This window comes from Pseudomonas sp. S3E12 (assembly GCF_001702295.1).
Classification (GTDB): Bacteria; Pseudomonadota; Gammaproteobacteria; order Pseudomonadales; family Pseudomonadaceae; genus Aquipseudomonas; species Aquipseudomonas marginalis.
Map to the genome: position 1 here is coordinate 388,914 of NZ_MBDT01000002.1, position 24,981 is coordinate 413,894.

At 61.9% G+C, this 24,981-nt stretch carries 24 protein-coding genes and 1 other RNA gene; 13 read left to right on the forward strand and 12 right to left on the reverse strand.

What is annotated here, in order from left to right; all coding sequences use genetic code 11:
• Positions 1-8: 8 nt before the first annotated feature.
• Positions 9-794 (reverse strand): transporter substrate-binding domain-containing protein, encoded by a 786-nt coding sequence (locus BB029_RS01815; RefSeq protein WP_046381688.1) that lies wholly within the window; start codon positions 792-794, stop codon positions 9-11.
• A 255-nt stretch (positions 795-1,049) separates the two neighbouring features.
• On the opposite strand from BB029_RS01815, the gene BB029_RS01820 reads away from it, so the two are divergent.
• The 5 genes from BB029_RS01820 (at position 1,050) to BB029_RS01840 (ending at position 6,281) form a co-directional block, all read left to right on the forward strand.
• The gene (locus BB029_RS01820; RefSeq protein ID WP_065938034.1) at positions 1,050-1,745 is read left to right on the forward strand and encodes a FadR/GntR family transcriptional regulator; all 696 of its coding nucleotides are present in this window, start codon (positions 1,050-1,052) and stop codon (positions 1,743-1,745) included.
• A gap of 121 nt (positions 1,746-1,866) precedes the next feature.
• Positions 1,867-2,196, forward strand: coding sequence for a thioredoxin TrxA (trxA, locus tag BB029_RS01825; RefSeq protein ID WP_015886460.1), 330 nt, complete (start codon positions 1,867-1,869; stop codon positions 2,194-2,196).
• A 234-nt stretch (positions 2,197-2,430) separates the two neighbouring features.
• Complete coding sequence (gene rho / locus BB029_RS01830; RefSeq protein ID WP_003176825.1) at positions 2,431-3,690, forward strand: transcription termination factor Rho; 1,260 nt, start codon at positions 2,431-2,433, stop codon at positions 3,688-3,690.
• A gap of 156 nt (positions 3,691-3,846) precedes the next feature.
• A complete protein-coding gene (gene ubiD, locus BB029_RS01835) occupies positions 3,847-5,313 on the forward strand; it encodes a 4-hydroxy-3-polyprenylbenzoate decarboxylase (protein WP_027608362.1) in 1,467 nt (488 codons plus the stop codon).
• Positions 5,313-6,281, forward strand: a complete 969-nt coding sequence (locus BB029_RS01840; RefSeq protein WP_065938035.1) for a CDP-6-deoxy-delta-3,4-glucoseen reductase — start codon at positions 5,313-5,315, stop codon at positions 6,279-6,281. The genes ubiD and BB029_RS01840 overlap by 1 nt, the downstream gene beginning before the upstream one ends.
• Before the next feature lie 34 nt (positions 6,282-6,315).
• On the opposite strand, the gene BB029_RS01845 is transcribed toward BB029_RS01840, so the two are convergent.
• Positions 6,316-6,798 carry a sn-glycerol-3-phosphate transporter gene (locus BB029_RS01845; protein WP_065938036.1) on the reverse strand — a complete coding sequence of 161 codons (483 nt, stop codon included), beginning with the start codon at positions 6,796-6,798 and terminating at the stop codon, positions 6,316-6,318.
• Between the two features lie 329 nt (positions 6,799-7,127).
• Here BB029_RS01845 and BB029_RS01850 point away from each other — a divergent pair, with 329 nt between their 5' ends.
• The gene (locus BB029_RS01850; RefSeq protein WP_065938037.1) at positions 7,128-9,515 is read left to right on the forward strand and encodes a TonB-dependent siderophore receptor; all 2,388 of its coding nucleotides are present in this window, start codon (positions 7,128-7,130) and stop codon (positions 9,513-9,515) included.
• A 27-nt stretch (positions 9,516-9,542) separates the two neighbouring features.
• Positions 9,543-10,196: a gamma-glutamylcyclotransferase gene (locus tag BB029_RS01855; RefSeq protein WP_065926652.1), complete on the forward strand. Its 654-nt coding sequence runs from the start codon at positions 9,543-9,545 to the stop codon at positions 10,194-10,196.
• On the opposite strand, the gene glpT is transcribed toward BB029_RS01855, so the two are convergent.
• Together glpT and BB029_RS01865 are read right to left on the reverse strand one after the other, a co-directional pair.
• The gene (gene glpT, locus BB029_RS01860) at positions 10,193-11,530 is read right to left on the reverse strand and encodes a glycerol-3-phosphate transporter (protein WP_065938038.1); all 1,338 of its coding nucleotides are present in this window, start codon (positions 11,528-11,530) and stop codon (positions 10,193-10,195) included. The two genes, BB029_RS01855 and glpT, sit on opposite strands and share 4 nt — an antisense overlap.
• Positions 11,531-11,760: 230 nt before the next feature.
• On the reverse strand, positions 11,761-12,738 hold the full coding sequence (locus BB029_RS01865) for an NADPH:quinone oxidoreductase family protein (protein WP_065938039.1): 978 nt from the start codon (positions 12,736-12,738) through the stop codon (positions 11,761-11,763).
• Positions 12,739-12,888: 150 nt separating this feature from the next.
• Here BB029_RS01865 and BB029_RS01870 point away from each other — a divergent pair, with 150 nt between their 5' ends.
• A complete protein-coding gene (locus tag BB029_RS01870) occupies positions 12,889-13,296 on the forward strand; it encodes a flagellar basal body-associated protein FliL (RefSeq protein ID WP_027608369.1) in 408 nt (135 codons plus the stop codon).
• A gap of 17 nt (positions 13,297-13,313) precedes the next feature.
• On the opposite strand, the gene BB029_RS01875 is transcribed toward BB029_RS01870, so the two are convergent.
• The 4 genes from BB029_RS01875 to BB029_RS01890 all read right to left on the reverse strand — a co-directional run bounded on the left by BB029_RS01875 (position 13,314) and on the right by BB029_RS01890 (position 18,697).
• Positions 13,314-14,432 (reverse strand): ABC transporter permease, encoded by a 1,119-nt coding sequence (locus BB029_RS01875; RefSeq protein WP_065938040.1) that lies wholly within the window; start codon positions 14,430-14,432, stop codon positions 13,314-13,316.
• Positions 14,432-17,149, reverse strand: coding sequence for a ribosome-associated ATPase/putative transporter RbbA (gene rbbA / locus BB029_RS01880; protein WP_065938041.1), 2,718 nt, complete (start codon positions 17,147-17,149; stop codon positions 14,432-14,434). Before rbbA ends, BB029_RS01875 begins: the two co-directional genes overlap by 1 nt.
• Entirely contained in the window at positions 17,146-18,111 is a 966-nt protein-coding gene (locus BB029_RS01885) for an HlyD family secretion protein (protein ID WP_027608372.1), read from the reverse strand. The genes rbbA and BB029_RS01885 overlap by 4 nt, the downstream gene beginning before the upstream one ends.
• Positions 18,112-18,247: 136 nt before the next feature.
• On the reverse strand, positions 18,248-18,697 hold the full coding sequence (locus BB029_RS01890; RefSeq protein WP_027608373.1) for an EVE domain-containing protein: 450 nt from the start codon (positions 18,695-18,697) through the stop codon (positions 18,248-18,250).
• Positions 18,698-18,892: 195 nt separating this feature from the next.
• Between BB029_RS01890 and BB029_RS33155 the strand changes: the two genes are divergently transcribed.
• Positions 18,893-19,039, forward strand: coding sequence for a hypothetical protein (locus tag BB029_RS33155; RefSeq protein ID WP_168166791.1), 147 nt, complete (start codon positions 18,893-18,895; stop codon positions 19,037-19,039).
• A gap of 7 nt (positions 19,040-19,046) precedes the next feature.
• Here the strand turns inward: BB029_RS33155 and BB029_RS01895 are convergent, their stop codons facing one another.
• From BB029_RS01895 to BB029_RS01910, 4 genes are all read right to left on the reverse strand, one after another.
• Positions 19,047-19,676: a 5-formyltetrahydrofolate cyclo-ligase gene (locus BB029_RS01895; protein WP_065938042.1), complete on the reverse strand. Its 630-nt coding sequence runs from the start codon at positions 19,674-19,676 to the stop codon at positions 19,047-19,049.
• A gap of 58 nt (positions 19,677-19,734) precedes the next feature.
• A non-coding RNA gene (ssrS, locus tag BB029_RS01900) (6S RNA) lies at positions 19,735-19,913 on the reverse strand.
• A gap of 30 nt (positions 19,914-19,943) precedes the next feature.
• Positions 19,944-20,261 (reverse strand): cell division protein ZapA, encoded by a 318-nt coding sequence (locus tag BB029_RS01905; protein ID WP_027608375.1) that lies wholly within the window; start codon positions 20,259-20,261, stop codon positions 19,944-19,946.
• Positions 20,258-20,467, reverse strand: coding sequence for a TIGR02449 family protein (locus tag BB029_RS01910; protein WP_007982902.1), 210 nt, complete (start codon positions 20,465-20,467; stop codon positions 20,258-20,260). The genes BB029_RS01905 and BB029_RS01910 overlap by 4 nt, the downstream gene beginning before the upstream one ends.
• 138 nt (positions 20,468-20,605) lie before the next feature.
• Here BB029_RS01910 and BB029_RS01915 point away from each other — a divergent pair, with 138 nt between their 5' ends.
• From BB029_RS01915 to BB029_RS01930, 4 genes are read left to right on the forward strand one after another with little or no spacing between them, the layout of a single operon-like run.
• Positions 20,606-21,163: a YecA family protein gene (locus tag BB029_RS01915; RefSeq protein ID WP_065938043.1), complete on the forward strand. Its 558-nt coding sequence runs from the start codon at positions 20,606-20,608 to the stop codon at positions 21,161-21,163.
• 24 nt (positions 21,164-21,187) lie between these two features.
• Entirely contained in the window at positions 21,188-22,510 is a 1,323-nt protein-coding gene (gene pepP, locus BB029_RS01920) for a Xaa-Pro aminopeptidase (RefSeq protein ID WP_065938044.1), read from the forward strand.
• On the forward strand, positions 22,507-23,694 hold the full coding sequence (ubiH, locus tag BB029_RS01925; RefSeq protein WP_065938045.1) for a 2-octaprenyl-6-methoxyphenyl hydroxylase: 1,188 nt from the start codon (positions 22,507-22,509) through the stop codon (positions 23,692-23,694). Before pepP ends, ubiH begins: the two co-directional genes overlap by 4 nt.
• Before the next feature lie 55 nt (positions 23,695-23,749).
• Positions 23,750-24,973 carry a 2-octaprenyl-3-methyl-6-methoxy-1,4-benzoquinol hydroxylase gene (locus tag BB029_RS01930; RefSeq protein WP_065938046.1) on the forward strand — a complete coding sequence of 408 codons (1,224 nt, stop codon included), beginning with the start codon at positions 23,750-23,752 and terminating at the stop codon, positions 24,971-24,973.
• The last annotated feature ends 8 nt before the right edge of the window (positions 24,974-24,981 follow it).

Here is a 24,981-nt window from a genome sequence, read left to right on the forward strand (position 1 = left end):
CCGTCGTATCAAAGATCGGCGGGCAGCGGCTCTTTCAGCCATTGCATCGCGTTTTTTTCCAGGCTGCCGTCAGCCTTGGCCGCGACCAGGATCTGGTTGACCTTCTCCAGAAGCGCCGGCTCGTTCTTGTTCACGCCCACGTACACCGGCGAGTCCTTGAGCTTCACTTTCAGCGCCGGCACGCGTTTCGGGCTGCGTTCGCTGATCGCCACCATGACCACGTTGCCGCTGGCGATCAGGTCGACCTGGCCGGCCAGGTAGGCCGCGATGGTGGAGTTGTTGTCTTCGAAGCGCTTGATGGTGGCTTCCTTCGGCGCTACGGCGGTCAGCTCGATGTCTTCGATGGCGCCACGGGTCACGCTGATGGTCTTGCCCTTGAGGTCGTCGGTGCTGCTGATGGCGGCATCAGGCGGGCCGAACACGGCCAGGTAGAACGGTGCGTAGGCCTTGGAGAAGTCGATGACCTTTTCGCGCTCGGGGTTCTTGCCCAGGCTGGAGATCACCAGGTCGACCTTGCCGGTGGTGAGAAACGGGATGCGGTTGGTGCTGTTGACCGGGGTCAGCTCCAGCTTGACCTTGAGTTGGTCGGCCAGCAGTTTGGCGGTGTCGATGTCCAGGCCGCGGGGTTTCATGTCGGGGCCGACCGAGCCGAACGGTGGGAAGTCCTGGGGCACGGCGACCTTGAGGGTGCCACGGGCGACGATATCGTCCAGACCGTTGGCCTGGGCGGGTGCCTGGCTCAGCATCAGGCTGGCAAACAGGGCAGTGAGCAGGGCGCTGTAGCGCTTGGTCATGGCAACTCTCCGAGAAGGGCGAAGGAATTTTCTGGATTTGCTCAGTGCACAGCCCATGCCAGTACTGCGCGGATCGTCTGCGAGGCGCGAGTTTGTTGAGCTTTGGTGGTCTTACTGGTCTGAACAGTTGTGCGGGTTTTCGCACCCTTTTCGAGCGTCGGTAAAACTGCGCGAGCCCCTTTGGGGCGTGGCTTGCCGTGGCTCCTGAATAGCTTTACAACTAGCCGCTCTGTTGACGCAAACCTTGAGTTTTTTATGAATTCCATCGCCCAAGCCGTACCGGAAGCGGCCCTGCAGGCCATCCGCAAACTGATCAAGGAGCAAGGCTTCGGGCCGGGCGATGCACTGCCGTCCCAGCGCGACCTGGCGGTGCAATTGGGCGTCAGCCGGGCGTCGCTGCGCGAGGCGCTATCGTCCTTGAGCGCCTTGGGTGTGGTCAGTGTGCAGCCGGGCAAAGGTGTGTTCGTGCAGGCGGTGGAGGATGCGCCGGGCTTTGTCTGGCCTTTTGCGGCCCAGGCCACGCCGCTCGATATCTTCCAGTTGCGCTATGCGCTGGAAGGGTTTGCGGCGGGTTTGGCGGCGGTCACGCTGACGATCGATGAGCTGGACAGCCTGGAAGACAACGTCGAGGCCATGCGCAAGGTGCTCAAGGCCGGCGACTTCGAAGCGGCCGCACGGCTGGACTTCGAATTCCACCAGCGCATCCTGCTGGCCAGCGGCAACCAGGCGATGGTGAGCATCCTGAGTGCCCGTGCCGAGGTGTTTCTGGAAAGCCAGAAACTACCGTTCATCCGCCCGGAGCGGGCCATGGAAACCTGGCAGGAACATCGCAAGATCCTGCGTGCCCTGGCCCGGCGGGCCAGTGCGTCGGCGCAGAAAACCATGCAGGAGCACGTACGCAATGCGGCGTTGCGCACGGGGATTGCCTTCGTGACTCCTGTTGCGCCCTGAGTTGGGCTATATCCAAACTCATGCACCATCATAGGAAGACTCAATCAGAGGCGGCTTCCTGAACGGGGGAAGGGCGGCTATGATGGGCAACGTTTTTTTTGCTTACAATCCGGAGACATCCATGAGCAACGATCTTATCAAGCACGTCACCGACGCGACCTTTGAGGCCGAAGTACTCAAGGCTGCTGGCCCGGTGCTGGTTGACTACTGGGCTGAATGGTGCGGCCCTTGCAAAATGATCGCTCCGGTCCTGGACGACATTGCAACCACCTACGAAGGCAAGCTGACCATTGCCAAGCTGAACATCGACGACAACCAGGAAACCCCGGCCAAGCATGGCGTGCGCGGTATTCCTACGCTGATGCTGTTCAAGAACGGCAACGTCGAAGCCACCAAGGTGGGCGCGCTGTCGAAGTCCCAGCTGCAAGCTTTCCTCGACGCCAACATCTAAGCGTCGTCAAAAAGCCCCGCAAATAGCGGGGCTTTTTCGTGAAACAGGGCTAGACGCTCCGAAACTCAGGTGGTACATTCGGCCCCGCACTGGTTTCTCCACTGCCCCCTGCAAGCCGTCGCCGACGCATTCCTTTTCGATTAGTACGCGATCCTGTCGCCTTCTCCGCGGCGCGGCCTCATTAAGCCAAAAGCTTAATTTCCCCCCCTCCATAAATGATTACGTCATTCCTATATGAATCTGACTGAACTCAAGCAAAAGCCGATTACCGACCTGCTCCAACTGGCCGAAGAAATGGGCATAGAAAATATGGCCCGTTCGCGCAAGCAGGACGTGATTTTCTCCCTGCTGAAAAAGCACGCGAAAAGCGGCGAGGAAATCTCCGGTGATGGCGTGCTGGAGATTCTCCAGGACGGCTTCGGCTTCCTCCGCTCTGCAGACGCCTCCTATCTCGCCGGCCCCGACGACATCTATGTCTCGCCGAGCCAGATCCGTCGTTTCAACTTGCGCACCGGTGACACCATCGTTGGCAAGATCCGCCCACCGAAGGAAGGCGAGCGTTACTTCGCCCTGCTCAAGGTCGACACGATCAACTTCGATCGTCCCGAGAACGCGAAAAACAAGATTCTCTTCGAGAACCTGACGCCGCTGTTCCCGACCGTGCGCATGAAGATGGAAGCCGGTAACGGTTCCACCGAAGACCTGACCGGTCGCGTGATCGACCTGTGCGCCCCGATCGGTAAAGGCCAGCGTGGCCTGATCGTCGCACCGCCGAAAGCCGGTAAGACCATCATGCTGCAGAACATTGCAGCGAATATCGCACGTAACAATCCTGAAGTTCACCTGATCGTATTGCTGATCGATGAGCGTCCGGAAGAAGTCACCGAAATGCAGCGCACCGTGCGCGGCGAAGTGGTTGCCTCGACGTTCGATGAGCCGCCGACCCGCCACGTGCAGGTTGCCGAAATGGTGATCGAGAAGGCCAAGCGCCTGGTCGAACACAAGAAGGACGTGGTGATCCTGCTCGACTCCATCACCCGTCTGGCCCGTGCCTACAACACCGTGATCCCGAGCTCCGGCAAGGTGCTCACCGGTGGTGTCGATGCCCACGCCCTGGAGAAACCGAAGCGTTTCTTCGGCGCTGCGCGGAATATCGAAGAAGGCGGTTCGCTGACCATTATCGCCACCGCACTGGTTGAAACCGGTTCGAAGATGGACGAAGTGATCTACGAAGAGTTCAAGGGTACCGGCAACATGGAACTGCCCCTGGACCGTCGCATTGCGGAAAAACGCGTGTTCCCGGCGATCAACATCAACCGCTCCGGCACCCGCCGCGAAGAGTTGCTGACCGCCGACGACGAACTGCAGCGCATGTGGATCCTGCGCAAGCTGCTGCACCCGATGGACGAAGTAGCGGCCATCGAGTTCCTGATCGACAAGCTGAAAACCACCAAGACCAACGACGAGTTCTTCCTGTCGATGAAACGTAAGTAATCACGACGTTTCAGGTCCAAAAGAATGGCGCCCCCAGGGGCGCCATTCTTTTTGCACGTTTTTTAAGCATGTTCCTGATCCAAAAGCACCTCGATAAGCTGCCAGCAGCCCTCAGAGCAGGTAGGATGTACGCCTATTTTACGGGTGGCATGGTTAATGAAATTCAAGGATCTTCGGGATTTCGTGCAGCAACTTGAGCAGCGCGGAGAGTTGAAACGTATCCAGATGCCGATTTCACCGGTGCTGGAAATGACTGAGATTTGCGACCGCACCTTGCGTAACAAGGGCCCGGCGCTGCTGTTCGAGAACCCGACCGGCTTTGACATACCGGTGCTCGGCAACCTGTTCGGTACCCCCGAGCGTGTGGCCTTTGGCATGGGCGCCGAGGCGGTCAGCGAATTGCGCGAGATCGGCAAGCTGCTGGCGTTCCTCAAGGAACCCGAGCCGCCCAAGGGCTTGAAGGATGCCTGGTCGAAGCTGCCGATCTTCCGCAAGATCATTGCCATGGCACCCAAGGTGGTCAAGGACGCGGTATGCCAGGAAGTGGTCATCGAAGGCGATGATGTCGATCTGGCCATGCTGCCGGTGCAAACCTGCTGGCCCGGCGACGTCGGCCCGCTGATCACCTGGGGCCTGACCGTCACCAAGGGTCCGAACAAGGACCGCCAGAACCTGGGTATTTACCGCCAGCAAGTGATCGGCCGCAACAAGGTGATCATGCGTTGGCTGAGCCATCGTGGCGGTGCCTTGGACTTCCGTGAATGGTGCGAGAAGCACCCCGGCAAGCCGTTCCCGGTCTCCGTGGCCCTGGGCGCCGACCCTGCGACCATCCTCGGCGCCGTGACCCCGGTGCCCGACAGCCTGTCCGAATACGCCTTCGCCGGGTTGTTGCGTGGCAACCGTACCGAACTGGTGAAGTGCCGTGGCAACGACCTGCAGGTACCGGCCACCGCCGAAATCATCCTGGAAGGCGTGATTCACCCCGGCGAGATGGCCGATGAAGGCCCTTACGGCGACCACACCGGCTATTACAACGAAGTCGACAGCTTCCCGGTGTTCACCGTGGAGCGCATCACCCATCGGATCAAGCCGATCTACCACAGCACCTACACCGGCCGTCCGCCAGATGAGCCGGCGATTCTGGGTGTGGCGCTGAACGAAGTGTTCGTGCCGATCCTGCAAAAGCAATTTCCGGAAATCACCGACTTCTACCTGCCGCCGGAAGGCTGCTCGTATCGCATGGCCATCGTGACCATGAAGAAGTCGTATCCCGGCCATGCCAAGCGGGTCATGCTGGGTGTGTGGTCGTTTTTGCGACAGTTCATGTACACCAAGTTCGTTATCGTCACCGACGACGACATCAATGCCCGGGACTGGAACGATGTGATCTGGGCCATCACCACGCGCATGGACCCCAAGCGCGACACGGTGATGATCGACAACACGCCGATCGACTACCTCGACTTCGCGTCGCCGGTGTCGGGGCTGGGCTCGAAGATGGGCCTGGACGCTACCCACAAATGGCCGGGTGAAACGACCCGCGAGTGGGGCCGGGTGATCGTCAAGGATGAGGCCGTCACGGCACGTGTCGATGCGATTTGGAAAGAATTGGGAATAGATTGATGCGTGTAACCCTGCAACCTTCCGGCGCCGTGCTGGAGCTGGTCCCCGGCGAGCGAATCCTCGAAGGCGCGCGCCGCCTGGGCTACGAATGCCCCCAGGCGTGTCGCAATGGCGTGTGCCACGTGTGCGCCGCACTGCTGGTGGAGGGCCGGGTGCAGCAAGCCGGTGAGGTGTGCGACCATGGTGAGTTCTACACCTGCATCGCCGAGCCGCTGGAAGATTGCATTGTGTTGTGGGATGGCGTGCTGGCGCCGGGAGAGTTGCCGTTGCGCAAGTTGTCGTGCCAATTGAGCGAGTGCGTGGAAGTGGGCGGCGATGTGTGGCGCGTGCGCCTGCGGGCCCCGGCCGGCAAGACGGTGCGTTACCACGCCGGGCAATACCTGATGATTGAGCGGGAGAATGGCGAGAAGTCGGCATTTTCCTTGGCGTCGGCGCCCCACGCCGGTCGCGAGCTGGAACTGCATGTACTGGCCCGCGAGGACAGCGCGCGCAACTTGCTGGAACAATTGCAGCGCAACCAGATGGCGCGCATCGAGCTGCCCTTTGGCGACACCCACCTGGCCGAGCTGCCGGACGGGCCATTGGTGCTGATCGCCGCCGGTACCGGCATGGCGCAGATGCACAGCCTGATCGAGCATTGCCGCGCGTCCGGCTTCAAGCACCCGGTGCACCTGTATTGGGGCGTGCGTCGCCCGGAAGATTTCTACGAGATCGAGCACTGGGACCAATGGTTGCAACTGCCCAACCTGTTCCTGCACAAGGTGGTCAGCGACCTGTGTGGCTGGGAAGGGCGCTGCGGTCTGCTGCATGAAGCGGTGTGCGAAGACATTGCCGACCTCAAGGCGGTGCATGTCTACGCCAGCGGTTCACCGGCGATGATCTACGGCACGCTGGATGCATTGGTCGATGCCGGCATGGATGCGCACCAGATGCGCGCCGACGTATTCGCCTACGCCCCGCGGCCATGACGCAACGGAACGGTGGAACGGGGCATGCGCACGCTCAGAAACGTACTCCGGTCGTCACCATCGCGGCATTGAACCCCAGCAGCACCAGCTCCGCTGCCACCGGCCCGTAATGGGTGCCTACCGACGGGATGATCACCGGCGCCACACCGAAACGATTGAGGGGGATCTTGTCGCGGTATTTGCCGCGATAGCCCTGGATCGCCCCGCCTGTGATCTTCAGGTACACCGCAGAGTCGCCCATGTCATAGCGCTTGCCTGCATAGGCGTAGTAAGAGCGCTGGCTGAACGAGTTGCGAAACGTCGCCCCGCCATACACCAATCCTGATGCCTCATTGCGCTCCAGGCCGATCAGGTCCTGGTTGTTGTTGTGGTCTTTGTCCGGCACGAAGTGCCGGGTATAGACGCTGGTCTGCGCGTACCAGAAGCCTTTGTCATCCTCGGCAGGCGGTGTTTCGCCAGCCAGTGCGGTGGTGGCCTGGGCCAGGAACAGCAGGCCAGGCAGTCGAAATTTCTTCATGGGTGCGACCTCGATAGGCGGTTTGATGGGCGGCTAGGTGGGTCGTGATGTGCGCGCCAGTTTGACGGTTTGGCGTGCTCCCAGGCTGAACCGGGCCTGAAAGTAGCGGGATTGCCCTGTGTAATCCTGACGAAAGGGGCATCGGGCTTATGCATTCGCTTATGCTTTAAAGGTATTTAATTTGTTACATAAATATCTTTAAGCTATATCTCAACGGACTACCGATTTTCTTCCAATAACCATTAACTGACCGCCACCGCCCGCCAGCCGGATCGATCTTGCGAACTCAGAACACTGACGTTCTGATTCTTGATTCAAAGGGGAGCGGTATGGGGAGCTACACGCAACACGCGCTGTACACGGCGATTTTGTCGGCTAATTTGCTGGCCGCTGTGGGCTTCAATCCTGTCCTGGCGGCCGAAGCGCCCGCCACCGATGCACCCAAACTCGACACCGTGATCGTCACCGGCACCCGCGCCCAGGAGCGTACCGCCAGTGCTTCGCTGTCACCCATCGATGTGATTTCCGGCGATAGCCTGCGCAGCACGGGCTCTGATGAGTTGGGGGCGGTGCTGGCGCGCCTGATTCCGTCGATCAACTTCCCGCGCCCAAGCCTGGTGGATGGCGCCGAGCTGGTGCGCCCCGCGCAGTTGCGCGGCCTGTCGCCCGATCAGGTGCTGGTGCTGGTCAACGGCAAGCGCCGCCACACCAGTGCCTTCGTCAACCTGGGCGGCGCGGTGGGCCGTGGGTCGGCACCGGCGGACCTGAACGCGATCCCGCTGTCGGCGGTGGACCATATCGAAGTGCTGCGTGACGGTGCTTCCGCGCGCTACGGCTCGGATGCGATTGCCGGGGTGATCAACGTGATCCTCAAGCATGCCGACCATGGCGGTTCGATCTCCACCAAGTTCGGCGAATACAAGAAGGGCGATGGTATCCAGCGCAATGTCAGCGGCAACACCGGCCTGGCACTGGGCGACAACGGTTTTATCAACCTGTCGGCCGAAGGGGCCGATAACGATTACACCAACCGTGCCGGTAAAGACTTCCGGCCTGGCAGCGTTGGCTCTACCACTTACGGCCAGCAGGTGTTCCGCCAGGGTGAGCCGGCCACCAATGAAGGCAAGTTCCAGTTCAACTCCGAATATTCCTTCAACGATGCGGCCGAGTTCTACACCTTCGGCGGCTATAGCAAGCGGCGCGGCGAGACGGCGGCGTTCTTCCGCGCGAGCAATGCGTCCAACAACATCCCGGCGCTCAACCCCAACGGTTACCTGCCGCTGATCAAGGGCAACCTTGAAGACACCTCGTTGGTGGTGGGCCTGCGCGGTTTGCTGGCCTACGACTGGCATTACGACCTGTCGGCCAACTATGGCAAGAACCAGTACGCACTCAGCACCGAAACCATCAACACCTCCCTGGGCCTGGCCACGCCGCGCAAGTTCGACAACGGCACCCTGAGCAACGACCAGAAGCAAGTCAGCCTGGACCTGTCCCGCGAGTTCGACGTGGGCTGGCTGCCTTACCCGGTGTCCGTGGCGTTTGGCGGTGAATACCTGCACCAGGGTTATGAAATCGAGGCGGGCGAGCCGGCCTCCTACTACCAGACCGGCAGCTCTGGCCTGGGTGGTTTCCGTGATGCCGACGCGGGCACCAGCACGCGCCACAACTGGGCCCAGTACCTGGACCTGGAAACCAACTTCACCGAAAAACTCAGTGCTTCGGCGGCGGTGCGCCACGAGGACTACAGCGATTTTGGCTCGAATGTCAGTGGCTCGCTCTCAGCCCGTTATGACTTCACCCCGCAGGTGGCCGTGCGCGGCAGTGTTTCCAACGGTTTCCGCGCGCCATCCCTGGCCCAGCAGAACTTCGCCTACACCTCATCGCAGCTGATCGGCAGCACCATCCAGGAAGCCGGCACGTTCCCGGCCAACAGCCAGGTCGCGCGTTTGCTCGGCGCCGAAGACCTCAAGGCCGAGAAGTCGCGCAACTACAGCCTTGGGCTGGTGCTGGAGCCGGCCGATGACCTGACGGTGACGGTGGATGTGTACCGCATCGACATCCGTGACCGTATCAGCCTGTCGTCCAACCTCGGTATAAACGCGGCGACGCGCGCCTATTTGCAGGCCAACGGTGTTGGCAATATCGACTACACCACCGCCCGCTACTTCACCAACGCCACCGACACCAGCACCGACGGCGTCGACCTGGTCGCCAACTATCGCTATCAGTTCGACAGCGGCATCCGCTGGAACAGCACCGTGGGCTACAACTACAACCACACCAAGGTGACGGATGTGAAGGCCAACCCGGCCATTCTCGACAGCCTGGGCGCGAACCTGGTGCGAGTGGACCGCCGCGAACGCATCGGTTTGCTGGGGGATACCACGCCGCAGCACAAGCTGAGCCTGGGTAACGACTTCACTTACGGCCATTGGGCCCTGCACAGCAACCTGGTGCGCTATGGTGAGTTCACCAGTTACCAGGCGGACAAGGTCAACGATCAGACCTTCAAGGCCGCCTGGGTGCTGGACCTGTCGGCGGACTACAGGCTGAAGAATTGGACCTTCACCCTGGGCGGCGACAACGTCACCGATAAATACCCGGAGAAGGTCAACGCCTTCGCCAGCAGTGGTGGCAATCTGGCCTATAGCACTTTTTCGCCGTACGGTTACAGCGGCGCGTTTTATTACGGTAAAGTTGCTTACAACTGGTAACACACAGGAGGCGCACCGCTTTTCGCCATGACCGCCATTGAATCCGATCTTTTGCAATTGGCTTACCCTCCGCGGCTCGATCTGGGGCCGCAACTCACTCACGAACAGTTAATGAGCTCGATGCAGGCCACCATGGGCCGGCACAAGGGTGGGCCGGTCTGGCTATTTGCATATGGTTCGCTGATCTGGCGCCCGGAATGTTCGTCGACTGAGCGGGTGCGGGCACGGGTCCACGGTTATCACCGGGGTTTGTACCTGTGGTCCCACGAGCATCGGGGCACGCCGGAGTTGCCGGGCCTGGTCTTTGGCCTGGATCGCGGAGGCTCGTGCAGCGGCTTTGCCTACCGCTTGCCGGAAGATCAACTGGAGGCTTCGCTTTACGCCTTGTGGCAGCGCGAGATGCCTTACCCGTCCTACCGGCCGCACTGGCTCAGTTGCCGCCTTGAAGATGGCAGCCAGGTGCAGGCGTTGGGGTTTGTGTTGGAGCGGCACTTGCCCAGCTACGCCGGCAACCTGCCCGATATCGTGCTGAACCACGTGCTGCAAAGCGCTTGCGGGCGTTACGGCACTACTCGCGATTATGTCGAGCAGACCGTCAACGCCCTGCGTAGCCACGCCATGCCAGATAAAAACCTGGAGGCGCGGCTCAAGCGTTGTGCCAAGGATTGCTCAGGCGATTAACGCGCCGAGCTGACGCTGTTGGTGTGTCGCAGCGTTGGGATCAGGAACGCGATGGCCAGCAGGCACGCGCCGATCAGCAGCACGAAACCACCGTCCCAGCCAAAATGGTCCACGGTGTAGCCCATGGCCGCACTGGCTGCCACCGAACCGCCCAGGTAGCCGAACAGACCGGTGAAGCCCGCAGCCGTACCGGCGGCTTTCTTCGGTGCCAGTTCCAGCGCCTGCAGGCCGATCAGCATCACCGGGCCGTAGATCAAAAAGCCGATCGAGATCAGCGCGATCATGTCGACCATCGGGTTGCCCGGCGGGTTGAGCCAGTACACCAGGGTCGCCACGGTCACCAGCGCCATGAACACGATGCCGGTCAGGCCACGGTTGCCACGGAAGATCTTGTCCGACATCCAGCCGCACAGCAGCGTGCCCGGAATACCTGCCCACTCGTAGAAGAAGTACGCCCAGGACGATTTATCCACCGTGAAGTGCTTGGCTTCCTTGAGGTAGGTCGGCGCCCAGTCCAGTACGCCGTAGCGCAGCAGGTAGACGAACACGTTGGCGAAGGCGATGTACCAGAGCATTTTGTTGCGCAGCACGTACTTGACGAAGATTTCCTTGGCGCTGAATTCGTCTTCGTGGCTGGCGTCGTAGCCTTCCGGGTAGTCGTTCTTGTATTTCTCAATCGGTGGCAGACCGACCGATTGCGGGGTGTCGCGCATGGTGATGAAGGCAAATGCCGCCACCGCCAAGGCCACCGTGGCCGGTACGTAGAACGCCGCATGCCAGTCGTTGAACCAGGCCATGCCCAGCAGGAACAGCGGGCCGATCAGGCCGCCGCCGACGTTGTGCGCCACGTTCCACACCGACACCACGCCGCCGCGTTCTTTCTGCGACCACCAGTGCACCATGGTCCGGCCACTGGGCGGCCAGCCCATGCCCTGGGCCCAGCCGTTGATGAACAGCAAAATGAACATCATGGTCACGCTGGACGTCGCCCAAGGCGCGAAACCGAAAATGAACATCACCCCGGCTGAAACCAGCAGGCCGAAGGGCAGGAAGTAACGCGGGTTGGAGCGGTCGGACACCAGGCCCATGAGGAACTTGGACAGGCCATAGGCGATCGCGATCGCCGACATCGCCAGGCCCAGCTCACCCCGGGTGTAACCCTCGTCGATCAGGTAGGGCATGGCCAGGGAGAAGTTTTTGCGCAGCAGGTAATACCCGGCATAACCGAAGAAAATACCGGCGAAGATCTGCCAGCGCAGCCGTCGGTAGGTACTGTCGATTTTTTCTTCAGGCAGAAGCGCCTGGTGTGCGGCAGGACGAAAGAAAGCAAACATTCAAGAGCTCCAAATTTCTTGTTTTGACTGCGGATGCGAATGTTACAGTTTCGTTACCGAAAATAGCATTGCCTCTTATGCGCAAACACAGGAAATGAGAGCAATTGCATGTTCTCTTATGAACATGTCGTAAATGGATACGTGTGGGTCGTTATCGATTTTAAGACCGCAGGAGAACCAATGTGGGAGGGGGCAAACCCCCTCCCACATTTGATTGCATTTCAGATCGGTCAGCGGGTCTGGACGACGACCTTGCCTACCGCCCGGCGCTGCCCGAGGTCATTAATCGCCTGAGCGGCCTGCTCCAGCGGATACACCTGCGACACCAACGGCTTGAGCTTGCCCTCACCGTACCAAGTGAACAGTTGCTGGAAGTTCGCCGCATTGTCCTGGGGCTGGCGCTGGGCAAACGAACCCCAGAACACCCCGACCACCGCCGCACCCTTGAGCAACGCCAGGTTCACCGGCAGCTCCGGGATGCGCCCGCTGGCAAAACCCACCACCAGCAGGCGGCCGTTCCAGGCAATCGCGCGAATGGCCTGGTCAAACAGGTCGCCGCCCACCGGGTCGTAGATCACATCGGCGCCGTTACCGTCGGTCAGGCGCTTGATCTCGTCCTTGAGGCTGGCTTCGCTGTAGTTGATCAGTTCATCGGCGCCGGCAGCCTTGGCCACGGCGAGTTTGTCGGCACTGCTCGCGGCGGCGATCACCCGCGCGCCCATGGCCTTGCCGATTTCCACGGCGGCCAGGCCCACGCCACCGGAAGCACCGAGCACCAGCAGGGTTTCGCCAGGTTGCAGGTTGGCGCGTTGTTTCAGCGCGTGCATGGAGGTGCCGTAGGTCATGCTGAAGGCAGCGGCGGTGTTGAAGTCCATGCTCGGCGGGATCGGCAGCACGTTGTAGCCTGGCACCGCGACCTGCTCGGCAAAGCTGCCCCAGCCGGTCAGTGCCATGACCCGGTCGCCGACTTTCAGGTGGCTGACCTTTTCCCCGACTTCGCTGACCACCCCCGATGCCTCGCCACCCGGCGAGAACGGGAAGGGCGGCTTGAACTGGTATTTACCCTCGATGATCAGGGTGTCGGGGAAGTTGACCCCGGCGGCATGCACGTCCAGCAGGATTTCGTTCTTCTTGATCGTGGGGCTTGCGACGTCTTCCAGCACCAGGGTTTCGGCGGGGCCGAAGGCTTTGCACAGCACAGCTTTCATCGGGCTATTCCTTTTGGTGTCGTGGCCGATAAGTGTAGGAGGGTAGGCCTGTGGGTCAACGAGCATGCTCGGCCCTGATAAGTCGCCATAAGCTTGTGCTCTGCCTTGCTAGCGTTATGCTACCCGGCAACCGAATGTGAGGAATGAACTGTGAAAGCGTGGATCCTATTGATGCTGGCCCTGACCTTGCCGATGGCAGCCCAGGCCGAAGAAGCCAAAGAAGGCGAGGCGCCGAAGGTCAGCTATATCAGCCTGAGCCCGCCGTTCGTGGGTAACTACGGCCTGGATGGCACAGCCAAGCTCAAAGTGTTCAAGGCCGACATCGCCCTGCGCGTGACCGGCGAAGAAGCCGCCAAAGCGGTCAAGGCCAACGACGCATTGATCCGTAACCAGTTGGTCGCGCTGTTCACCCAGCAGACCAACGAGGCCATGAGCACGGTCGACGGCAAGGAGAAGCTGCGCCAGGAAGCCCTCAAGCAAACCCAGCAAGTGATGAACGACGAGACGGGCAAGCCCATGGTGGAAGACCTGCTGTTCAATAACCTGATCATTCAGTAATCAGCCTGGCTTGCGGTTCAGGAAGCCAGGCTCTTCCTGAACCGCGCCAACGCCACCGCAAAAAACAACAGCCCGATCCCCGCCAGCGCCAGCAAGTCCGGCCACACCACACTCACCCCCGCATCGCGAAACAAAATCGCTGCGCTCAGGCTCACAAAGTGCGTCGACGGCGAGCCCTGCATCACCCACTGCAACCACTCGGGCATGCTGTCCAGCGGCGTGCTGCCGCCTGATAACAACAGCATCGGGATAATCACCGGGATCGCCAGCAAGCCGAACTGTGGCGTCGAGCGGGCGAGGGTGGCGAGGAAGATCCCCAGTGCCGTACTGGCAAACAGATACAGGGCAGTCACAAACAGGAACAACCCCAGCGACCCGGCCAGCGGCACGCCGAGCAGCCCTTTGACCACCACCTCCAGCGATAGCCAGGTGCACAGCACCACCACCAGCATATTGCTCCAGATTTTCGCCAGCATGATTTCCAGTGCGGTCAGCGGCAGTACCAGCAGGTGGTCGAGGGTGCCGTGCTCGCGCTCACGCAGCAATGCGGTGCCGGTGAGCACGATGGCCAGGATGGTGATGTTGTTGACGATCTGGATCACGGCCAGGAACCAGCCGCCCTCCAGGTTGGTGTTGAACAGTGCTCTGGTCGTGAGCAGCGCGGGCGCCTGGCGGGTGGCGTCGGTTTGCCCGCTGTAGCTGAGCAATTCGCGTTGGAAGATCCGCCCGATATAGCCCGCGCCCATGAACGCCTGGCTCATCGCCGTGGCGTCGACGTTCACCTGCACGCCAGGCTGGCGACCGGCCAACAGGTCGGCCTGGAAGTTGGCCGGTACGTTGATCACGAAGGTGTACTGGCCGCTGTCCATCACCTTGTCCAGCTGGTCATAGGCCAACGGCGCCGGTGCTTGGAACTCGGGCGGTTGCAGCGCCTCGGCCATCTGCCGGGAGAGCGCGCTGTGGTCTTCATCGACAAACGCCACGCTGGCGTTGTGCACGCCGATCACCGAGCCGGCGGCGGGCATGTAGATGGCGACGGTGAAGGCGTAGAACAGAAACAGCAGCAAGACGCTGTCGTGACGCAGGCTGGTGAGTTCCTTGATGCCCAGCCGGAAGATGTGTGCGAGCTTGTGCATCAGGCCTCCTGCTTCTTGAGCATGACCAGGCTCAACCCGGTGAACCCGATAAAGAAGCCGAACAGCGCCAGGCATTGCGGCCACAACTGGCGCAGATCCAGGGCCTTGGTGAAGGTGCCCACGGCAATATCCAGAAAGTGCCCGGCCGGAAACAGTGCGCCCATCAAGGCGGCGGCGCCCTCCAGGGACGAGCGCGGCACGATCAGCCCGGAAAACTGGATGGTTGGCAGGCTGGTGATGATCATGGTGCCGAGGATCGCCGCGATCTGGGTGCGGGTGAACGCGGAAATCAGCAGGCCCATGCTGGTGGTGGCCAGCACATACAGCAGCCCGCCAAACGCCAGCGTCAGGCCGCTGCCCTTGAACGGCACGCCGAACAGCCAGCGATTCATCGCCACCAGCAGCGCCAGGTTGACCAGGCTCACGGCCAGGTAAGGCGCCTGTTTACCGAGCAGGAATTCCAGGCGCGTCAGGGGTGTGGCGTAGAAGTTGGTGATCGAACCCAGTTCTTTCTCGCGCACGATGCCCAGGGCGGTGAGCATCGCCGGGATAAACGCCAGGATCAGTGCCATCACGCCCGGGCCGATGGCATTCACGCTGACCACGTCCTGGTTATAGCGAAAACGGGTTTCCAGTTTGGCGGCTGCCTGGGTGCTGCGCGGCAGGCTGCTCAGTTCGGCCAGTTGCTGCAGGTTGCCCTGGTGCACCGCCTCTACATAGTTGCGGCTGGTTTCCGCACGAAACGGCATGCCGCCATCGAGCCACGCGGCCACGGTGGGTTGGCGCCCGGCATAGAGATCGCGACCAAAGCCGGGCGGGATCTCCAGGGCCAGTTTGATTTCCGAGCGTTGCAGGCGTCGGTGCAATTCAGGGGCGTTATGGATCGGCGCCTGCTCGGCGAAGTAGCGCGAGCTGCGGAAGGCTTCCAGATAGGCGCGGCTTTGTGGCGTCTGGTCCTGGTCGTAGACGGCGAAGGCGAGGTTTTCCACGTCCAGGGAAATGCCGTAGCCGAAGATCACCATCATGAACATCGCACCGAGCAGGGCGAAGGCCATGCGCACTTTGTCGCGCAGCAATTCCTTGCCTTCGCGGCTGGCCACGGCCAGCAGGCGAGACAGGCTGAAACCACGCTTGCTGATGGGCGGCGCATGGGTTTCGCTGACGGTTTTGGCCGACGTGCCGGGTTCGGCATCGCCTTGGGCTTGCTCAAGGCAGGTGACGAACGCGGCTTCCAGGGTGTCGCCGTTGAATTGCCGTTGCAGTGCGTCCGGTGTGTCGCAGGCCAGTACCTTGCCGGCATGCATCAAGGAGATGCGGTCGCAGCGCTGGGCTTCATTCATGAAGTGGGTAGACAGGAAGATCGTCACCCCTTGTTCACGGGACAACTCGATCAACAGCCGCCAGAAATCATCCCGGGCTGCCGGGTCGACGCCCGAGGTGGGCTCATCGAGGATCAATACTTCCGGGCGATGCAGCACCGCCACGGCCAATGACAAGCGTTGGCGCAGGCCGAGGGGCAGCTCCCCGGACGGCTGCTCGGCCACTTCACCGAGGTCGAAGCGCTGGATCAGCTCATCGATGCGCGGGCCGCTGTCGGCCTTGGGCAAATCGAACAGTTGTGCATGCAGCACCAGATTCTGGCGCACGCTCAGCTCGCCATACAGCGAGAAGCTTTGCGACATGAACCCTACGCGCTTGCGGGTGGCCAGGTCCTTGGCGTTCACCGGGTTGCCCAGCAGCGTGGCGCTGCCTTCGGTGGCCGGCATCAGCCCGGTGAGGACTTTCATCGTGGTGGTCTTGCCACAGCCGTTGGAGCCGAGGAAGCCGAAGATCTCGCCACGGCCGATGGCAAAGCTGACCTTGTTCACCGCCGTGAAGTCGCCGAAGCGCAGGGTCAGGTCGTGGGCTTCGATGGCGATATCGGTGTTGGCGTTTTCCCTTGGCGGGATCGCCAGTGGTTGGTTGTCGTGGGCGCTGTCGCCCTGGAAGTGGGTGAAGGCCTCATCCAGTTTGCCGCTGGGGGTCGCTGCCGCCAGTTCGCTGCTGAGCCCGTCGGCGATCAGCTTGCCACGGTCAAGCATCAGGCAATGTTCGAATTGCTCGGCTTCTTCCATGTAGGCGGTGGCTACCAGCAGCGTCAGTTGCGGGCGCTCGCTGCGTACGGTCTCGACCAGTTCCCAGAAGCGCCGCCGCGACAGCGGGTCGACGCCGGTGGTGGGTTCGTCGAGGATCAACAGGTCCGGGTCGTGGATCAGCGCGCAGCACAGGCCGAGCTTCTGCTTCATGCCACCGGAGAGCTTGCCGGCCGGCCGCTCGGCGAAGCGCGCGAGGTCGGTGGCCAACAGCAGGTTGTGCATGCGCTGGTCGCAGTCGGCTTTGGACAGGCCGAACAGCGTGGCGAAGAAGCGGATGTTTTCGCTGATGGACAGTTCGGGGTACAGGTTGCCGCCCAGGCCCTGGGGCATGAAGGCGATGCGCGGGTACAGGCTGTTGCGGTGGCGGCGGTCCTGGATGGAGCCGCCGAGCACCTCCAGTTGGCCGTCCTGGAGCTTTTTAACCCCGGCGATCAACCCCAACAGGCTCGACTTGCCTGCACCATCCGGGCCGATCAGTCCGCAGCGGGTGCCGGTGGGCAGGCTGAAGGCGATGTCGATCAAGGCCTGCTGCTTGCCGTAACGGTGGTTGATGGCGGTGGCGTGCAGCGCCAGGCCGGTCATTGCAGGTTGGCCGGCCAGTCGATGTCAGCCATGCGCACGTAGCCGGCGCCGGGCATGCCCGGTTTGGCCTGGGGCACGGCGCTGGGCTGGGTCAGGCGCAGCTTGACGCGAAACACCAGTTTCTGGCGTTCGTCGCGGGTTTCCACTTCCTTGGGGGTGAACTGCGACTTGGCGGCAACAAAACTGATTTTCGCCGGCAGCGGTTGCTGGGGCAGGGCATCGAGCAGGATGCGTGCGTCGCTGCCAACCGTCAGGCGCCCGGTGACGGAGGCGGGCAGGTAGAGGTTCATGTACTGATCCTCGGGGTCGATCAACAACAGCACGCGCCCGCCGGCACCGAGGACCTCGCCGGGCTCGGCCAGGCGCAGTTGGATAATGCCGTCGATGGGCGCGCGCAGGCTGCTGTCATCGATTTCGCTGGTCAACTGGGCGACCTGGGCCTGGGCGGCACCGATGGCGGCCTTGACCGAATTGACCTGGGCTTGCGCGGCGATCACGGCGGCGTTGCCGGTGTTCTGGCGGGCCTGCTGCTGGTCGATCAACTGGCTGCTGGCAAAGCCGCGCTTGTACAGTTCCTGGGTGCGCTTGAGTTCCTGGTTGGCCAGCAGTTGCTCGCTTTGGCGCAGTTGCACATTGGCCTCGGCGGCGGCGAAGTTTTCCCTGGCGCGCAGCACTTCGGCTTCGGCCTGGGCGCGCTGGGCTTCCAGGGTGCGGGTGTCCATGCGCGCCAGCAACTGGCCCTTGAGCACCTTGTCACCTTCATCCACCCGCACCTCCGCCAGGCGACCGGGGATCTTGGCGGCGATCTGCACTTCGGTGGATTCCAGGCGGCCGTTGCCCATGCCCAAGCCTTCGGGCAGGCGATCCTGGGTGGACTTCCAGTAACCGAAGCCGCCGGCGGCGAGCAACAAGGCAATCAACAAAGCGGCAAACAGGTGGGAGGAGCGGGGCGTGATCGACATGGGTGCATCCTGCGGCGTTAGCGTCCTAGTTTGACCGAGGCAGCCCGAGGGGCGTTGATGCCGGTCAAATGAAGCGCAAGCCTAACCCGGTTCAGGTGCAGATGCATGCGCCGGGAGCGTGACCGCAGGGTTCTGGTCAGCGCAGTGCCAGCACCGCCGCCCATTGTTCTGCCGTGACCGGCATCACGGACAAGCGACTGCCCTTTTGTACCAGGGGCAATTCGGCGAGGGCGGTTTGCTGTTTCAGATAGCCCAGGCCCAGCACCTTGGGAAAGGTCTGGACGTGCGCGACATTGATCGCACTCCACGGGTTTTTCTCCGGGGTGGCCTTGGCGTCGAAGTAATGGCTGTCCGGCTCCAGCGCGGTAGGGTCCGGATAGGCGGCCGCGATGATCTTGCCGATGCCGGCAATGCCGGGCTCGGGGCAACTGGAGTGGTAGAAGAAAAATTGGTCACCCACCGCCATGGCGCGCAGGAAGTTGCGTGCCTGGTAGTTGCGGACCCCGTCCCAGCGCGCTTCGCCCAGCGTTTCCAGGCCGTTGATGGAGAGTTCGTCGGGCTCGGATTTCATCAGCCAGTAGGCCATTTTTGCGCTCCTGAAAAAGGCGGTGGGCAAGTTGTCAGGCAATTTGATGACAAACCGACAGTCGGTTGGCGTCAAGGTTTGCGTGTTGGTTCACGTTATCGCAGAATGCCGGGATTTTAAGCTTGACGCAGCTGCAACGGACTACTTTGGAACGTTGTTGTCATCGTGTACGAGATGCCTGAAGGGGGGCAATCGATGCAACGTAAACCGGATTTACTATGGATATTGGTGATTTTGTTTGGTCTGGGCGTCGTGACCACCGGGTATGCGCAAAGCTTGTGGTCGAACAAGACCGATGCGCCAGTCGAACTGGTTCAGCAGCCGCAACCCTTCAAGCGCTGACCCTTCTTCAAGACGCCGTAGCTTCCTGCGGCGTTTCTGCGACATACCACTGCCTGTCGGTAACGGCGCCAGCCAACGGCACATCCCAGCTGGCCTGTGCCAATCGATCAACCTTCTGACATTCATGGGCCAGGCCCAGCAGCGCCGGCTTGCGCCAGCTTTTGCGGCGTGCCAGATAGGCGAGGCTGCGGTCGTAGAAACCGCCGCCCATGCCCAGGCGGCCACCGGCATCATCGAACCCCACCAACGGCAGCAACACCAGATCCAGCGCCCATACCTTGCGCTGGCGCCTGGCGTTGACCCGTGGCTCCAAAATGCGAAAGCGATTGGGCAGCAACGTTTCCCCAGGCTTCACGCGCTGGAACACCATCTTGGTCCGTGGCCAGGCGCTGAGCACCGGCAGGTAAGTGGCCTTGCCCCGGCGCTGTGCCGCACGCAGCAGCAGGCGCGGATCGATTTCACCGTCCGTCGGTAGATACAGGGAAATATGTTTGGCCCGGCGAAACAGCGGGTGCTGTGCCAGTTGCCGATACAGGCCATGGGCGGCCTGGCGCTGCTCGCTGGGCGTGAGGGCGCGGCGGGCTTTGCGCAACATGCGTCGAAGGTGCGGACGGGAAAGCGGCGCAGGTTCGTTCATGGTTTTTCGGCTCATAAAACAATGCCAGTCCGGGGACTGGCATTGAGTTCTGGAATTCAGGCTCCCCGACAGAGCCGCTGTCGACTCAGCCCTTGAACCCGAAAGTTCAAGGTGGAAGAAGCAGTAGGCTTTAAGGCTTTCCGTCTAGCGGACATGCACACCAGCCCAACGTGCAACTTCCAGGGTAGTGCGAATCGGCTCCGGGACATCGCCGACTGGCAAGCACGCCAGGGAGTGGGGCGAGTATACCTTAAACAGTCGCGGCAATCAGCCCTTGGGTTGCTCTGTGTCGCTGGAAAGCACCAGGTCGACGCGTTCGAGCAGGTCGCGCACCTGCTCGCGCGTCGAGCCGCTGGCCTGTACGTCAGGGCGTTCCTGCTTATGCAGCAGGTCGTGGGTAATGTTCAGTGCGGCCATCACGGCGATGCGGTCGGCGCCGATGACTTTGCCGCTGCTGCGGATTTCACGCATCTTGCCGTCCAGGTAGCGGGCGGCGCTCACCAGGTTGTTGCGCTCTTCCTGGGGGCAGATGATCGAATATTCTTTGTCGAGGATCTGCACGGTGACGCTATTGCTTGAACTCATGAGTCTTGCTCCAGGGCCTTCAGGCGCGAAATCATCGATTCGACCTTACGCCGGGCGATTTCGTTTTTTTCAATGAGGTGAGCGCGTTCCTCGCGCCAGGTCTTTTCCTGAGCTAATAGGAGTCCGTTTTGACTCTTAAGTTGCTCGACCCGAGTAATTAGCAATTCGAGTCTGGCCATCAGCGCTTGCAGGTCGGTGTCTTCCATTGGGTTCCACTGGATTTGTCTGATGAATGGCAACTGCAGGATAAACGATCTGACGCCCTCGATAGTCTTGGTACGTCTGCCGGTGCTAGGATACAGCGCTCCATTCTAGACATTGCGCCGTCTGGCGCCTAGCTCACCATGCCCATTCAGAACTCCCCGTACGATGCTTTTTCCAAACTGCTGAGCACCAGCGGCCATCCTTGCTCGCCCGCCGAGCTGCATGGCGTGCTGCTCGGCCGCAGTTGCACCGGTGTTGGCTTTGATGCCGACAACTGGCTGGCCGATGTGGCCGAGCTGCTGGAAACCGAACCGACCGACAACGTGCGCAACGCGCTGATCGGCCTGCAAGAGATGGTCAAGGGCGAACTGACCGGTGATGACGTCACCGTGGTCCTGCTGCTGCCGACCGACGATGCACCGCTCCCCGAACGCGCCGCCGCACTGGGCCAATGGTGCCAGGGCTTCCTCCACGGTTTCGGCGTGAATGCCGGCGGCCTGGAGCTGAGCACCGACGCCAAGGAAGTGCTGCAGGACCTGGCGGCCATCTCCCAGGTGCAAGATGCCCTGGAAGAATCCGAAGACGGCGAAGGCGACTACATGGAAGTCATGGAATACCTGCGCGTCGCGCCATTGCTGCTGTTCACCGAGACCAGGAAGTCCGCTGAGCCTGCTGCACCCAAGCCTTCGCTGCACTAAAAGAGAAAGGAAGCCCATCTGCCCATGATCCATATCCCCAAAGCGGAATACACCCGGCGTCGCAAGGCGCTCATGGCGCAGATGGAACCCAACAGCATCGCGATCCTGCCGGCTGCCGCCGTGGCGATCCGCAATCGCGATGTGGAGCACGTCTATCGCCAGGACAGTGACTTCCAGTACCTGAGCGGTTTCCCCGAACCAGAAGCGGTGATCGTGCTGATGCCCGGTCGCCAGCATGGCGAGTACGTGCTGTTCTGCCGCGAACGCAATGCCGAGCGCGAATTGTGGGACGGCCTGCGTGCCGGTACCGAAGGTGCCATCCGTGACTTTGGCGCCGACGATGCCTTCCCCATCACCGATATCGACGACATCCTGCCCGGCCTGATCGAAGGCCGCGACCGGGTGTATTCGGCCATGGGCAGCAACGCCGAATTCGATCGGCACCTGATGGAGTGGATCAACGTCATCCGCTCCAAAGCGCACCTTGGCGCCCAGCCACCGAACGAGTTTGTTGCCCTGGATCATCTGCTCCACGACATGCGCCTGTATAAATCGGCGGCAGAAGTGAAGGTGATGCGCGAGGCAGCGCGAATTTCCTGCGCGGCCCATGTAAAGGCCATGCAGGCCAGCCGCGCCGGCTTGCATGAGTTCAGCCTGGAAGCCGAACTGGATTACGAATTCCGCAAGGGCGGCGCGAAGATGCCGGCCTATGGCTCCATCGTCGCCACCGGGCGCAACAGCTGCATCCTGCATTACCAGCAGAATGACGCCGTGCTCAAGGACGGTGACCTGGTGCTGATCGATGCCGGTTGCGAAATCGACTGTTACGCCAGCGACATCACGCGCACCTGGCCGGTCAATGGCAAATTTTCGCCGGAACAGAAGGCGATCTATGAAATCGTGCTGGCTTCCCAGGAAGCCGCCTTTGCCGAGATCGCGCCGAACAAGCATTGGAACCAGGCCCACGAGGCGACGGTGCAGGTCATCACTGCCGGGCTGGTGAAGCTGGGGTTGCTGAAGGGCGACGTCGACGAACTGATCGCCAGTGAAGCCTACAAACCCTTCTATATGCACCGCGCCGGCCATTGGCTGGGAATGGATGTGCATGACGTCGGCGAGTACAAGGTGGGTGGCGAGTGGCGTGTGCTGGAAGTTGGCATGGCGCTGACGGTGGAACCGGGCATTTATATCTCGCCGGATAACCAGACCGTCGCGAAAAAATGGCGTGGCATTGGTGTACGTATCGAGGACGACGTGGTGGTGACCAAGCAAGGCTGTGAAATCCTGACCGGCGGCGCCCCCAAGAGCGTCGTTGAAATCGAAGCCCTGATGGCGGCCGCCCGATGAGCCGGGTCAACCTGGCGATTATCGGTGGCGGCCTGGTGGGCGCGAGCCTGGCGCTGGCGTTGCAGGCCGGTGCCAAGGCGCGTGGCTGGAAGATCGTGCTGATCGAAGCCTTCGCGCCCGGCGACAGCTACCAGCCGAGCTACGATGCGCGGTCTTCGGCGCTGTCCTACGGCGCCCGGCAGATTTATCAGCGCCTGGGCCTGTGGCAGCAGATCTCGCGCCGCGCCGAGCCGATCAAGCAGATCCATGTGTCGGACCGTGGACGCTTCTCCACCGCGCGACTGTCCGCCATGGAGGAGGGCGTGCCGGCCCTTGGTTATGTGGTGGAAAACGCCTGGCTCGGCCAATGCCTGTGGCAAGGCCTGGACAAGGACGTGGTGAGTTGGCGCTGCCCGGCGGAAGTCACACGCATGGAGCCGCTGCCCGATGGCTACCGCCTGACCCTCAACGATGAAACCGTGCTGGAATGCGACCTCGCGGTGCTCGCCGACGGCGGCCGCTCCGGCCTGCGCGAGCAACTGGGCATTGGCGTGAAAACCCGCCCATACAACCAGAGCGCGCTGATCGCTAACATCACTCCGAGCGAAGCCCACAACGGCGAAGCGTTCGAGCGTTTCACCGATGAAGGCCCGATGGCCCTGCTGCCGCTGCCGGACAACCGTTGCGCACTGGTATGGACCCGTATCGGCATGGACGCACAGCGCCTGGCCAATCTCGATGAACGCAGCTTCCTGAGTGAATTGCAGGGCGTATTCGGCTACCGCCTGGGCACCCTCAAGCAAGTCGGCGCCCGTCATCTGTATCCGTTGACCCTGGTGGAAGCCGAAGAGCAAGTGCGCTCGCACCTGGCGATCCTCGGCAATGCCGCCCACAGCCTGCACCCGATTGCCGGGCAGGGGTTCAACCTGTCCCTGCGTGATGCGCACGCCTTGGCCGAGGCCTTGCTGGCCGGGCCGGCGGTGCCGGGTGACCTGGCGACGTTGCAGGCTTATCGCGAGCGTCAGCGCATGGATCAGAAGTTGACCGTGGGTTTCTCCGACCAGGTCACGCGGCTGTTTGGCAGCGCGCAACCGCTGGTCGCCCTGGGCCGCAATATGGGCCTGCTGGGCCTGGACCTGTTGCCGCCGGCCAAGCGTTGGTTCGCCCGTCAGGCCATGGGCCTGGGGACGCGTCCCGATGCGTGAGACTCATCAATCCTTTTACGTGCGGTGCAAGCCGCCAGCGAGACAGGCTTAAAGCATGGACAGGCGCGCAGATGTGCTGATTGTCGGGGCCGGAATGGTCGGAAGCGCCCTGGCGCTGGCATTGCAAGGCAGCGGCCTGCAAGTGCTGCTGCTCGACGGCAGCCCGCTGAGCGTCAAGCCGTTCGACCGCGAGGCGGCCTTCGAACCCCGTGTGAGTGCCTTGTCGGCAGCCAGCCAGCGCATCCTCGAGCGCCTCGGTGTGTGGGATGGCATCGTTGAACGACGCGCCAGCCCGTACGGCGAGATGCAGGTGTGGGACGGCAGCGGCACCGGGCAGATCCACTTTTCGGCGGCCAGTGTGCATGCCGAAGTGCTCGGGCATATCGTCGAGAACCGCGTGGTCCAGGATGCCTTGCTCGAACGTCTGCACGACTGCGACCTGGGCCTGCTGGCGAATGCGCGCCTGGAGCAGATGCGCCGTTCCGGCGATGACTGGTTGCTGACCCTGGCCGATGGCCGAAAATTGCGCGCGCCGCTGGTGGTGGCCGCCGATGGCGCCAACTCCGCCGTGCGCCGCCTGACCGGCACCGCGACCCGTGAATGGGACTACCTGCATAACGCCATCGTTACCAGCGTGCGCAGCAGCCAGCCGCACCAGCGCACGGCCTGGCAACGCTTTACCGACACCGGTCCGCTGGCGTTTTTGCCGCTGGAGCGGGACGGGCAGCAAGATTGGTGCTCGATCGTCTGGTCGACTACGCCGGTTGAATCCGAACGCCTGATGGCGCTGGATGATGAAAGCTTCTGCCGTGAACTGGAGCGCGCCTTTGAAGGGCGCCTCGGTAGCGTGATCAGCGCCGATCCGCGTGTGTGCGTACCCTTGCGTCAGCGCCACGCCAAACGCTATGTGGCCGAGGGCCTGGCATTGATCGGCGACGCCGCCCATGTCATCCATCCATTGGCCGGGCAGGGCGTCAACCTGGGTTTCCTCGATGCGGCGGTGCTGGCCGAAGTGTTGTTGTCGGCCACCAAGCGCGGTGAACGTCTGGCCGATGTGAAGGTGCTCAGCCGTTACGAGCGCCGACGCATGCCCCATAACCTGGCCCTGATGGCGGCGATGGAAGGCTTTGAGCGCTTGTTCCAGGCCGATCAACTGCCGCTGCGCTGGTTGCGTAATGCCGGGTTGAAGATGGTCGACCAGATGCCCGAAGCCAAGGCCGTGTTTGTGCGCCAGGCCCTCGGGTTGAGCGGGGATCTGCCGGACCTGGCCAAGCCCTGACAGGTTTG